Annotated in this window: 11 protein-coding genes; 6 read left to right on the forward strand and 5 right to left on the reverse strand. The window is 72.4% G+C overall.

The window, feature by feature from the left end:
• Positions 1-26: 26 nt before the first annotated feature.
• The 5 genes from CLV52_RS01925 to CLV52_RS18245 form a co-directional block, all read right to left on the reverse strand.
• Positions 27-1,346, reverse strand: coding sequence for an aminotransferase-like domain-containing protein (locus tag CLV52_RS01925; RefSeq protein WP_133764347.1), 1,320 nt, complete (start codon positions 1,344-1,346; stop codon positions 27-29).
• Positions 1,347-1,540: 194 nt separating this feature from the next.
• On the reverse strand, positions 1,541-1,858 hold the full coding sequence (gene trxA / locus CLV52_RS01930; RefSeq protein ID WP_246017897.1) for a thioredoxin: 318 nt from the start codon (positions 1,856-1,858) through the stop codon (positions 1,541-1,543).
• Positions 1,859-1,908: 50 nt separating this feature from the next.
• The gene (gene trxB / locus CLV52_RS01935) at positions 1,909-2,940 is read right to left on the reverse strand and encodes a thioredoxin-disulfide reductase (protein WP_133764349.1); all 1,032 of its coding nucleotides are present in this window, start codon (positions 2,938-2,940) and stop codon (positions 1,909-1,911) included.
• A 59-nt stretch (positions 2,941-2,999) separates the two neighbouring features.
• Positions 3,000-4,619: a murein biosynthesis integral membrane protein MurJ gene (gene murJ / locus CLV52_RS18240; RefSeq protein ID WP_162850675.1), complete on the reverse strand. Its 1,620-nt coding sequence runs from the start codon at positions 4,617-4,619 to the stop codon at positions 3,000-3,002.
• A complete protein-coding gene (locus tag CLV52_RS18245) occupies positions 4,616-6,655 on the reverse strand; it encodes a DUF6049 family protein (protein ID WP_162850676.1) in 2,040 nt (679 codons plus the stop codon). The genes murJ and CLV52_RS18245 overlap by 4 nt, the downstream gene beginning before the upstream one ends.
• A 105-nt stretch (positions 6,656-6,760) precedes the next feature.
• Here CLV52_RS18245 and CLV52_RS01945 point away from each other — a divergent pair, with 105 nt between their 5' ends.
• The 6 genes from CLV52_RS01945 (at position 6,761) to dnaB (ending at position 11,930) form a co-directional block, all read left to right on the forward strand.
• Positions 6,761-8,191, forward strand: a complete 1,431-nt coding sequence (locus CLV52_RS01945; RefSeq protein WP_133764353.1) for a CCA tRNA nucleotidyltransferase — start codon at positions 6,761-6,763, stop codon at positions 8,189-8,191.
• Between the two features lie 151 nt (positions 8,192-8,342).
• Positions 8,343-8,759: a 30S ribosomal protein S6 gene (gene rpsF / locus CLV52_RS01950; RefSeq protein ID WP_211342584.1), complete on the forward strand. Its 417-nt coding sequence runs from the start codon at positions 8,343-8,345 to the stop codon at positions 8,757-8,759.
• Between the two features lie 6 nt (positions 8,760-8,765).
• Positions 8,766-9,317, forward strand: a complete 552-nt coding sequence (locus tag CLV52_RS01955) for a single-stranded DNA-binding protein (protein WP_133764355.1) — start codon at positions 8,766-8,768, stop codon at positions 9,315-9,317.
• Positions 9,318-9,362: 45 nt separating this feature from the next.
• A complete protein-coding gene (rpsR, locus tag CLV52_RS01960) occupies positions 9,363-9,620 on the forward strand; it encodes a 30S ribosomal protein S18 (RefSeq protein ID WP_119480461.1) in 258 nt (85 codons plus the stop codon).
• A 15-nt stretch (positions 9,621-9,635) separates the two neighbouring features.
• A complete protein-coding gene (gene rplI, locus CLV52_RS01965; RefSeq protein WP_133764357.1) occupies positions 9,636-10,094 on the forward strand; it encodes a 50S ribosomal protein L9 in 459 nt (152 codons plus the stop codon).
• Between the two features lie 459 nt (positions 10,095-10,553).
• Entirely contained in the window at positions 10,554-11,930 is a 1,377-nt protein-coding gene (gene dnaB, locus CLV52_RS01970; protein ID WP_133765791.1) for a replicative DNA helicase, read from the forward strand.
• Positions 11,931-12,079 lie beyond the last annotated feature (149 nt).

Below are 12,079 nucleotides of genomic sequence, written 5' to 3' on the forward strand. Positions count from 1 at the left end.
GTGGCGGGTCGGTCGGTGCGGGTCGGTCAGCGGAGGTCCGGCGGCGGAGCGCCGACGGCGCGGTCGTCGCGGCGGGGTGCGAGCGACACGGTGCCGGCGAACGCGCGGACCAGCTCGAGCTCGCCGTTCACCACCGTCGCGAGCCGCTGGATGCCGACCTCGATGTCCGCGGGCGTCGGGTAGCAGAACGAGAGCCGCATCTCCCTCCCGCCGGAGCCGTCCGCGTAGAACCCGGTGCCGGGCGTGTAGGCGACCAGCTCGCGGACGGCGCGGGGCAGCATCTGCTTCGAGTGCAGCTCCTCCGGCAGCCCGACCCACACGTAGAACCCGCCGTTCGGCTCGTTCCAGGTGAGGTTCGGCAGGTACCGGCCGAGCGCGGCGAGCATGGCGTCGCGCCGCTCCCGGTAGACGTCGCGGAACCGGCTGATCTGCGCGCGCCAGTCCACGGTCTCCAGGTACTCGGAGATGAGGTGGTGGTTGAAGCTCGACGGCGAGAGGATCGCGGACTCGGTGGCGAGCACCAGCTTCTCGCGGATGGCGTGCGGGGCGACCGCCCAGCCGACGCGGAAGCCGGGGGCGAACGTCTTCGAGAAGGAGCCGAGGTAGACGACGCCCTCGGGGTTCAGCGTCTGCAGCGGCTTCGGCGGCGCCTCGTCGAACCAGAGGAGCCCGTAGGGGTTGTCCTCCACGATCAGCACGCCGAGCCGCCGGCAGGTCTCCACGATCCGCGGGCGGCGCTCCGCGGACAGCGTGGTGCCGGCCGGGTTGTGGAAGGTCGGGATCGTGTAGAGGAACTTCACGGTGCGACCGAGCGACCGCTGCTCGAGGATCGCGGCTTCGAGGACCTCCGGCACCAGGCCGTCCGCGTCCATCGGCAGGTGCACGACCCGCGCCTGGTACGACTTGAAGACGCCGAGCGCGCCGACGTAGCTGGGCCCCTCGGCGAGGATCACGTCGCCCGGGTCGATGAACAGCTTCGTGACGAGGTCGATCGCCTGCTGCGACCCGGTCGTCGTGACCACGTCGTCCGGGGAGGCGGCGATGCCCTCCTCCGCCATCACCTCGACGATGTGCTCGCGGAGCCGCGGCAGCCCCTGACCGGAGCCGTACTGCAGGGCCGCGGGCGCGTCCGTGAGCAGCATGCGGTCGATCGCACCGGCGACGAGCTCGCGCGGGATGGCACGCACGTACGGCATGCCGCCGGCGAGGGAGACGACCTCGGGGCGCGAGGCCACGGCGAAGAGCGCCCTGACCTCGCTGGCGGCCAGGCCGGAAGCTCGCTCGGCGTACGTGGCGAGCCACGGGTCGAGGTCGGTGCCGGTTCCGGTCGGGCGGAGGTCGCTCACGTCAGTGCCTTCTCAGTGCTCCCTCGCGCGCGGTGCGCGCACGAGGCCCCAGCAGGACGAATGCACCGGAGGCAGGAGGGATCCAAGACTGGTCTCGTCCTGCTGGAGTCGATTCGTCCTGCCGGGGTGCTGGCCCCCGCCCGTGGATCCCTCCTGTCGCGCTGCGACGGGAGGGCCGATCGGATCGGGGGCTGTCAGGCCAGGACGGCAGCGAGGTCGGCCTCGATGGCGGGCTTCGGCTTGGCGCCGATGACCGTCTTCACGACCTCACCGTTCGAGTAGAGCTTCATCGCCGGGATCGACGTGATCTGGTACTTCATCGCGGTCTCGGGGTTCTCGTCGACGTTCAGCTTGACGATCGAGATCTTGTCCGCGTGCTCCTCGGCGATCTCCATGAGCACGGGCCCGACCCGGCGACACGGGCCGCACCAGGCCGCCCAGAAGTCCACCAGCACAGGCTTGTCCGACTTGAGGACTTCCTGCTCGAAAGTCGCATCGGTCACTTCGCGCATGGCGTCGATCACTCCTAGGCGTATGGATGGATGAGGAACGGAGGGGAACTCTACGCCCGGCCGACCAGTTCGCCGTCCGGCGTGAAGGTCGCGCCGGCCGCGGGGGACTCGCCCGGGGCGTTGTCGCCTCGCGCCCGGCCGAGCAGCTCGGCGGGCAGGGCGGCCAGGTAGTGCTCGGCGTCGAGCGCGGCGACCGTGCCGGAGGCGGCCGCGGTGACGGCCTGGCGGTAGGTCGGGTCGATGACGTCGCCCGCGGCGAAGACGCCGGGGAGGGAGGTCCGGGAGGACCGGCCGTCGACCTTGATCGTGCCCTCGGGCGTGAGCTCGAGCACGTCCTTCACGAGGTCGGTGCGCGGGTCGTTGCCGATCGCGATGAACACGCCGTCGACCGGGAGGTGCGTGTCCTCGCCGCCGTTCGTGGATGTGAGCTTCACGCCGTCGACCAGCGAGCCGCCCTGGATCTCCTCGATCCTCGCGTTCCACTGGAACTCGATCTTCGGGTCGTCGAACGCGCGCTCCTGCATGATCTTCGAGGCGCGGAGCGAGTCGCCGCGGTGGATCAGGTGGACCTTCGAGGCGAACTTCGTGAGGAACGTCGCCTCCTCCATCGCGGAGTCGCCGCCGCCGACGACCGCGATCTCCTTCCCGCGGAAGAAGAACCCGTCGCAGGTGGCGCACCACGAGACGCCGTGGCCGGACAGCCGGTCCTCGCCCTCGACGCCGAGCCTCCGGTACGCGGAGCCGCTCGCGACGATGACCGTCAGCGCCTCGTAGACCTTGTGCGACCTGCCCTCGCCGACGTGCACGCGCTTGACCTCGCCGTCGAGCTCGACCGCGGTGGCGTCCTCGAGCACGATCTCGGTGCCGAACTTCTCGGCCTGGAGCCGCATGTTCTCCATGAGGTCGGGGCCCATGATGCCCTCCGGGAAGCCCGGGAAGTTCTCGACCTCGGTCGTGTTGACGAGCTCGCCGCCGGCCTCCACCGAGGAGGCGATCAGCAGGGGCTCGAGCTGGGCGCGCGCGGCGTAGATCGCGGCCGTGTACCCCGCAGGGCCTGAACCGATGATGATCACCTGACGCATGTCTCGCTCCTTGACGTCCACGGGGGGTCAAACGGTAATCGCCGTGGGCCTATTCCGGGTCAGCGACGCAGCCGGGCGCGGACGAATCCGGTCGCGAGCCGGATCTCCGGCGCCCGCATCAGCGCCAGGACGATCCCGTAGACGACGAGGCAGGTGAGCGCCACGACGACCGCGCCCACGAGGCCGCCGATGCGGGACGCGACGGGCCAGCCGTCCGCGAAGCCCCCGAGCGCCCAGAGGAGGAGCAGCCCCGCGCCGAGTGCCGGGAGACCCGCGACGACCAGCCGGCGGAGCGTGCCGACCAGGTGCGGATCGAGCAGGGGCCCGAGGCGCCGACGCAGCAGCACGACGGCGACGACGAGCTGCACCGTCCCGCCCACCGAGATCACCGCGGCGATGCCTGCCGCGGTCCACGCCGGCGGCAGCAGGAAGCAGAGCAGCAGGCCGGGCACCACGACCACGAGCTGGACGATCGTGAAGCGGAACGGCGTCCGGGTGTCCGACAGGGCGTAGAAGCAGCGCTGGACGACGTAGAGCACGGTGAACGGCAGCAGGCCGAGGACGTAGGCGACGAGGACGGGCGCCACCACGTGCGCCTGCTGCGCGGTCGTCAGGTACCTGTTGGTCTCGCTGAAGAAGGCCGTGATCGGCAGGGCGACCGCGAGCAGCGCGACCGTGGCGACGCCCATCGCGATCAGGGTGACGCGGAGCACGGCGCTGAGGTCGTCGCGCACGGCGTCGAGCCGGCCGTCCGCGGCGTGCTCGCTCATCCGCGGGTAGAAGGCGGTCGCGAGCGACACCGTGATGATCGAGTGCGGGAGCATGAAGAGCAGCCACGCGTTCAGCAGCGCGGTCGACGACGGGTGGAGCGGGCTGCTCGCGGTCGTCGCCACCTGGCTCTGGAGGAATCCGGCGGCCTGGGTGAGGACGAGCATCGCGAACGTCCACCCCGCGGCCTGCCCGGTCGCGCGCAGGCCGACGCCGCGCCACCGGAAGTCGGGCCGGTAGTCCAGGCCCGTACGGCGCCACACCAGCGCGAGCACCGCCGCCTGCACGACGAGGCCGAGCGTGGTCCCGCCGGCGAGCAGCGCCGTCTGCTCCGGCGGCAGCGCAGTGCCCCGGCCGGGATCGACCGTGCCGAACACGGCGAGGAAGAGGCCGAGCACCGCGATCGAGACGACGTTGTTCGCGACCGGCGCCCACGTGTAGGCGCCGAACCGCTTCCGGGCGTTCAGCACCTCTCCGAGCACGGCGTACATCCCGAGGAAGAAGATCTGCGGCATCGACCAGTACGCGAACGGCACCGCGGCGTCGTAGGTCGCTCCGAGCGGGACGGACAGGCGCATCACGAGCGGGGCGGCGATCGTGAGCGCCGCCGTCAGGACGCCGAGCATCACGATCGCGATGGTCACGAGCTTGTTGACGTAGGCGGCGCCGCCGTCCGCGCCTCGGCTGGCGCGGATCGTCTGGGGCACGAGCACCGCACTCACCAGGCCGCCGCCGATCAGCGCGTACAGGCTGGTGGGCATCTGGTTCGCGACGGTCAGGGCGTTCCCGACGATGTTCGCCTGCCCGATGAACACGACCGTGAGCACGAAGCTCCGGACGAACCCGAGCACGCGCGACACGATCGTGCCGGAGGCGAGCAGCGCGCTCGCCCTCCCGAGGCCGGAGCTCACGCGGCGGCCGCCCGGGGCTGCCGGCGCCGCTTCACGTTGCGGTACACCCCGATCGCCAGCAGCACGGCCAGCGCGCCGAGCAGGCCGATCGCGACGATCGTGTCGAAGCCGGCGCGCACCGTGGCGCCGCGGTTCAACGTGGTGCCGATCGCCGTGCCGTCCGGCGTGGTGAGGCTGAGGGTCAGGTCGGTGCGGCCGTTCCGGATCGACTTGAACGGGAGGATGCCCGGCGCGCGGCCCTTCGCCGGCACCGTCACCTGCACCGTCCGGTCCGTGAACTGCACCGCGCCGTTGCTGACGCTGCCGTGGACCACCACCCGCACCGGCACGGACAGCGCGTTCGTGACGAAGATCTTGAGGTTCCCGTCGTTGCCGATGAAGTTGAAGTCGGAGCCGTTCGCGAGCGCCACCTCGTCCAGCAGGCCGTCGAACGCCGTGGTCGCGGCGGTCGCGGCGGTCCGCCAGCCGGCGTCGTCCTGACGCCACGCCGTGGACAGGGTCGCGAGGAGGGCGAGCCGGTTCGGGGCCGTCACGGTCGCCGCGCCGGCGACGACCGCCTTCCCGAGCTCCTGGACGCCGCGCTCGCCGGCGACGAGGGCCTTCGCCGTCGCGACCTGCGACCGCTGGACCGTCCCCGCCTTCAGCTGCACGGTCACGGCGTCCGAGGCCGAGCCGAGCCCCGCGAGCGTCGTCGGGCGCACCCAGGGTTCGTCGCCGAGCCGCCGGAGCACGTCGTCGAGGTGCGGAGCGGTCGTCCCGCGCGCGACCGCCGCGAGCAGCGCGGAGGTCTCCCCGTTCACGGCGGACGTGGCGAGCAGGCCGCTGAGCTCCGCGAGCGCCGCGTCCGCCGCGACGCCCGTGCCGCCCGCGGTGGCGAGCAGGGACGAGACGGTCGGGTCGGCGACGAGCACGTCCGTCGAGCCGATCCGGGCGAGGGGGCCGGAGGCGCGGCGGGTGGCGGTGTCGCTCAGGTCGTTCGACGACAGCAGCACCGACGACGATCCGAGGGCCGTGAGGTCGGCCCCGCTCGTCGTGCCGGGGACGGGCCATGCGACCTCCCGGTCGGACCAGTTCCACTCGGTGAGGTCGGCGGCGGTGCTCGGCGTCGCGGCCGGCGTCGCGGTCGGTGCCGGCGTGGGGCCGTCGGTCGCGGTGCTCGCGAGCCCCACGCCGGCGAAGCTCGTCGGCTCGAGCGAGGAGGGCGCGCCGGCGGCCCGGGCGAGCGTCAGGTCCGTGTCCGCGTACGGCAGGCGCAGGAACTCGTTCGGCAGGCCGCGGAGGGTCGACAGGAAGCCGGCGACGTCCGGCGGGGCGGCGTCGCCCGCGAGCCGGATGGACGCGAGCACCTCCGGGTCCAGCGCGACCGCCGCCTGCGGGTCCGCCTGCGCGGCGCGCAGCGCGATGCCCCACGCGCCGTCCGGGGAGACCAGCTCCTCCTGCTTCGCCGCGTCGACCACGCCGGTGCCGTTCGGGGGAGCGCCGAGCGGGATCACCGCGGCCAGCCCGACCGAGGCCTTCGACCCCTGCATGTTGACGATCGCGGACTGGGCGAAGACCTTGGCGGCCCTGCCCGACGGGCCCGCCGCGTACTGCACGTACAGCGTGCGAGCCCCGCTCGGCGCGGTGAGGATGCCGGAGAGGTCGTCGTACTTCTCGGTGAGGCGGACGGTGGTGGAGTCCCCGGCACCCAGCGCCTTCACCGACGCGTGCGCGCGGAGGAGCTTCCCCTGGAGCGCCTCGAGCGGAACGGCCGGAGCGATCGACGTCAGGAGGGACGCGGTGCTGGCCGCAGGCGCCGCATCGACCGCCAGGCTCACCAGCCCGGACGGCAGCGCCGCGGTGCCGGTGTTCGTGACGACGACCGTCACGCCCAGGTCCTTGCCGCTCCGGACCACGCCGCCGCCGTCCGGGGCGACGACGACCGAGGCGGGCTCGGTCGCGGCGCGCGCCGACGGCGCGGCGACCGGGGCCGCGGCCAGGCCGACGGTGGCGACGACCGAGGCGAGCAGGGCCGCGAGCACGCGGCTCGCGGTCACCGACCGATGCCGGGCGCGCGCTCGCTGGGCTCCGACATGCGGGCGAGTGTACGGAAGGCGTCCCCCGGCCGGGGGATGCCGCGCCCACCTCCATAGGCTGGTCCCATGCACCCCGTGGCCGCCGCCGCGCCGCGGCTGACGGCGCTCGCCGAGCGCGAGTCGGTGCGTCGGGTCGTCGAGGCGTTCACCGCCGCGGGCCAGGAGATCGCGCTCGTCGGCGGTCCGGTCCGGGACGCGCTGCTCGACCGCCCGGTGACCGACATCGACCTCACGACCTCCGCGCGGCCCGACGACTCGGCGGCCGTGCTCCGCCCCGTCGCCTCGGCGATGTGGGACGTCGGCCGGGCGTTCGGCACGGTCGCCGTGCGCGTCGCGGGCGACTCGGTCGAGGTGACGACCTACCGCCAGGACGCCTATGTGCCGTCCTCCCGGAAGCCGGAGGTCGTGTTCGGCGACACGCTCGACGGCGACCTGCGGCGCCGCGACTTCACCGTCAACGCCATCGCGGTCCGTCTGCCGTCGCTCGCCATCGTCGACCCGACCGACGGCATCGCCGCCCTGATGGACCGCCGGCTCACGACGCCCTCGCCCGCCGTGGAGTCGTTCGACGAGGACCCGCTCCGCATGCTCCGCGCGGCCCGCTTCACCGCGCAGCTCGGGTTCACGCTCGACGACGAGGGGCGCCGGGCGATGACGGCGCTGGCGCCGCGCATCGAGGTCGTGTCGGCGGAGCGCGTCCGCGAGGAGCTGGTGAAGCTCGTCTCCACCGACCGCCCCGGGGAGGGCCTCGAGCTGCTCGTCGACACCGGGCTCGCGGACCTGGTGCTGCCGGAGCTGCCCGCGCTCCGCCTGACGAAGGACGGCGAGCACCGGCACAAGGACGTCTACCAGCACAGCCTCCAGGTGCTGCAGCAGGCGATCGACCTCGAGCACGAGCGCTTCCCGGGCGCCGCGCCCGACGTCGTGCTGCGGATCGCGGCGCTGCTGCACGACATCGGGAAGCCGGCGACTCGGCGGTTCGAGGCGGGCGGCGTCGTCACGTTCCACCACCACGACGTGGTCGGGGCGAAGCTGGCGCGGAAGCGGCTGAAGGCGCTGCGCTTCCCCAACGCCGACATCGACCGGATCGCGAAGCTCATCGAGCTGCACCAGCGCTTCTTCGGCTACGGCGAGGGCGCGTGGACGGACTCCGCGGTGCGCCGCTACGTGCGCGACGCCGGCGATCTCCTGCCGCAGCTGCACATCCTCACGCGCGCCGACGTGACGACGCGCAACGAGCGCAAGGCCCGGCGCCTCGCCGCCGCGTACCAGGACCTCGAGGAGCGCATCGAGCGCCTGCAGGAGCAGGAGGAGCTCGACGCGATCCGACCCGACCTCGACGGCGAGGCGATCATGCGGATCCTCGGCGTGCGCCCCGGACCCGAGGTGGGTGCTGCCTACCGCTTCCTCCTCGACCTCCGCCTCGAGGAGGGGCCGCTCGGCGAGGAGGAGGCGGAGCGCCGCCTCCGCGCGTGGCGGGCGGAGCGCTCGGGCTGACCGGGCCCGCACCGCACCTCCGAGACGGAGCACGCCCCCGCATGGGCTACGCTGTTGCGGTTGCCCGGGCGGCGTCAGCATGCCCGGACACGGTTTCACACCCTCCTGCCACGGATCGTCCGTGGCCGTTCAGACCAGAGGAGGTGGGGTAGTGACGCAGAAGTACGAGCTCATGGTCATCCTGGACCCGAGCATCGATGAGCGGACCGTCGCGCCCAGCTTGGACCGGTTCCTGGGTGTCATCCGCAATGACGGTGGCACGGTCGACAACGTCGACATCTGGGGCCGACGCCGGCTGGCGTACGAGATCGCGAAGCACACCGAGGGCATCTACGCCGTCGTGCAGCTGACCGCGACCAGCGAGACCACGCAGGAGCTCAACCGGCAGCTGGGCCTCTCCGAGGCCGTGCTCCGCACGAAGGTGCTCCGCGCGGACGAGGCGGTCGCGTCGATCGGCAAGCCGAACGACAACGCCGGCGAGCCGCGCCCCGAGCGCAGCGAGCGTCCGGACCGGGGCGACCGCGGCTCCCGCGGTCCCCGCGCGCCCCGCCCCGCGACCGCGAGGTAGTCGGTCGTGGCGGGCGAGACCATCATCACGGTCGTCGGCAACCTGACCGCCGATCCGGAGCTGCGCTACACGCAGAACGGGCTCGCGGTCGCGAACTTCACGATCGCCTCGACGCCGCGCAGCTTCGACCGCGCGAGCAACGAGTGGAAGGACGGCGAAGCGCTGTTCCTCCGCGCGAGCGTGTGGCGCGACTTCGCCGAGCACGTCGCCGGCTCGCTGACGAAGGGCTCCCGCGTCATCGCGACCGGGCGCCTCAAGCAGCGCAGCTACCAGGACCGCGAGGGCCAGAACCGGACCTCGATCGAGCTGGAGGTCGACGAGATCGGCCCGTCGCTCCGGTACGCGACCGCGCAGGTCACGCGCGCCAGCGGTGGTGGCGGCGGAGGCCGCGGCCAGGTCGGCGGCGGTGGTGGCGGCGGCGGTCGTCCGCAGTCGGCGCCGCAGGACGACCCGTGGGGCGCTCCTTCGGGCGGCGGCACCAGCGGCGGTGGCAACACCGGTGGCGGCAACGACGGGTGGAGCACCCCCGGCGCCTACGACGACGAGACCCCCTTCTGAGTCCCGTCCCCTCTCAACAACTTCTTCTGACGTAAGGAAACGAACATGGCTGGCAAGTCGCGCGGCGACAGCCGCAAGCCCCGGACCAAGGGCGGCAAGCCCGTCGCTCCGGCGAAGCGCATCAAGGTCGGGGTGATCGACTACAAGGACGTCGCCACCCTGCGCAAGTTCATCTCGGAGCGCGGCAAGATCCGCGCCCGCCGCATCACCGGCGTCTCGGTGCAGGAGCAGCGGCTCATCGCCCGCGCGGTCAAGAACGCGCGCGAGATGGCGCTGCTCCCCTACTCCGGCTCCGGCCGCTGATCGGGGGCTGATCTCATGGCAACCACCAAGCTGATCCTGACGCACGAGGTCTCCGGCCTCGGCAGCGCCGGCGACGTCGTCGAGGTGAAGGGCGGCTACGCCCGCAACTACCTCGTCCCGCAGGGCTTCGCGACCCCGTGGACCCGCGGCGGCCAGAAGCAGGTCGACCAGATCGCCAAGGCCCGCAAGGCGCGCGCCGCGGCGTCGCTCGAGGAGGCGCAGGCCACGAAGGCTCGCCTCGAGGCGCAGCCCGTCCGCATCCAGGTCCGCACGGGCCAGGCCGGCCGGCTCTTCGGCTCGGTCTCCACGGCCGACGTCGCCGACGCGGTGTCGGCCGCGGGCCTCGGCAGCATCGACCGCCGCACGGTCGAGTTCGCCGCACCGGTGCGCTCCACGGGCACGCACGAGGCCACCGTCCGCCTCCGTGAGGACGTCACCGCGTCCCTCACGCTGGAGGTCGTCGGCAAGCGCTGACCCGCTCTCCGCACGAACGGCGCCGACCCGGTCAGGGGCGGCGCCGTTCGTCGTCTCCCGGGGCCTCCACGGCCGCGCGAGCCGTTCCCGATTCGTCGACACGCGTTCATCCGTGCGCTCGGCACCGGACCCCGACACGCCGTCCGCGTTGTGTGCGGAAAACTCCGCACGAGTTATCCCCAGGACTTCCTGTGCAGTTCTCCGTCCCTGATCAGGGGCGGTTTCAGGCTGGCTTCCAGGGTTCTTCAGCCCGACTTCTCCACAGGGCTTCCACATGGGTACAACCGGTTCCCGCGCGCGTCGTCCACAAGGCCGTGCACAGGGCCTCGCGTACCTTCTCCCGGATCCGGCACGCCGCTCTCGGGATGTCCGGGCCCGGTGCTAGACCACGGAGGCGGGCGGGCGGCGGAGCGGCCGACGCGGCGACCGGAGTGAAGGGGGAGACGGACCGGCATGTCGATGACGGAGTGGGACACCGCTGCGCCCGAGAGCGGGCCGTGGGACGACCAGGACGGCAGGAGGAAGGAGCGGACGCCTCCGCACAACCTCCTGGCGGAGCAGAGCGCCATCGGCGGCATGCTGCTCTCCACCGACGCGGTCGCCGACGTGCTCGAGGTCGTCGTGGGGGCCGACTTCTACGTGCCGAAGCACGAGGTCATCTTCCAGGCGATCCTGAGCCTCTACTCCCGCGGCGAGCCCACCGACGCGATCACCGTCGGTGACGAGCTGGGGCGCACGGGCGACGTGCAGCGGGCCGGCGGCGAGGCCTACCTCCACACGCTGACGAACATCGTCCCGACCGCGGCGAACGCGGGCTACTACGCCCAGATCGTCGCGGAGCAGGCGGTCCTGCGCCGGCTGACGGAGGCCGGCACGCACATCGCGCAGCTCGGCTACCAGGCCGAGGGCGACGCGATGGACCTGCTGAACCAGGCGCAGGCGGAGGTCTTCGCGATCGCCCGCGAGTCGGCGACGGAGGACTACGCGCCCCTGTCCGAGGCCGTGACGATCGCCATCGACGAGATGGAGGCCGCCAGCGGCCGCGACGGCGAGCTCACCGGAGTCCCGACCGGGTTCCGCGGCCTCGACGAGCTGACGAACGGCCTGCACCCGGGCCAGATGATCATCATCGGCGCGCGGCCCGCGATGGGGAAGTCGACGCTCGCGCTCGACTTCGCCCGGCACGCGAGCGTGAAGGCGAACATGCCCACGATCTTCTTCTCCCTGGAGATGGGGCGCAGCGAGATCGCGATGCGCCTCATGGCCGCCGAGGCCACGATCTCGATGCAGGACATGCGCAAGGGCCGGCTCAGCTCCGACGACTGGACGAAGATCGCCGCGACCCGCGGGCGGATCAACGACGCGCCCCTGTACATCGACGACAGCCCGAACATGACGCTCGTCGAGATCCGGGCGAAGTGCCGCCGGCTGAAGCAGAAGGTGGGCCTGAAGCTCATCGTCATCGACTACCTGCAGCTGATGTCGAGCGGCAAGCGCGTGGAGAGCCGCCAGCAGGAGATCAGCGAGTTCTCCCGCGCGCTGAAGCTGCTCGCGAAGGAGCTCGGTGTCCCGGTCATCGCGCTCTCGCAGTTGAACCGCGGTTCGGAGCAGCGTGCGGACAAGCGCCCGGCCATCTCCGACCTCCGCGAGTCCGGCTCGATCGAGCAGGACGCGGACATCGTGATCCTGCTGCACCGCGAGAGCGCGTACGACCGCGACCAGCCGAACCCGGACGCCGACCTGATCGTCGCCAAGCACCGCGCCGGCCCCACGGACACGATCACGGTGGCGTTCCACGGCCGCTACTCCCGATTCGCGGACATCGCAGCCGTCTGAGCGGCGTCCCACCCCGAGACCCCGCGCGCAGTGGTTTCGACACGGGCGCGGAGCGCCCGGCTCAACCACCGAGGCCTCCGCGCTCGCCCCTTCTCCTGGTGGTTGAGGTGCGAGCGAAGCGAGCCTCGAAACCACCCCGGACCCGCGGT

The sequence above is a fragment of the Amnibacterium kyonggiense genome (assembly GCF_004364555.1).
Lineage (GTDB): Bacteria > Actinomycetota > Actinomycetes > Actinomycetales > Microbacteriaceae > Amnibacterium > Amnibacterium kyonggiense.

Coding starts and splice junctions, on each gene's coding strand:
- trxA (WP_246017897.1), bottom strand. CDS start 1,858: ATGCGCGAAGTGACCGATGCGACTTTCGAGCAGGAAGTCCTCAAGTCG.
- trxB (WP_133764349.1), bottom strand. CDS start 2,940: ATGCGTCAGGTGATCATCATCGGTTCAGGCCCTGCGGGGTACACGGCC.
- CLV52_RS01945 (WP_133764353.1), top strand. CDS start 6,761: ATGCACCCCGTGGCCGCCGCCGCGCCGCGGCTGACGGCGCTCGCCGAG.
- rpsR (WP_119480461.1), top strand. CDS start 9,363: ATGGCTGGCAAGTCGCGCGGCGACAGCCGCAAGCCCCGGACCAAGGGC.
- rplI (WP_133764357.1), top strand. CDS start 9,636: ATGGCAACCACCAAGCTGATCCTGACGCACGAGGTCTCCGGCCTCGGC.
- dnaB (WP_133765791.1), top strand. CDS start 10,554: ATGACGGAGTGGGACACCGCTGCGCCCGAGAGCGGGCCGTGGGACGAC.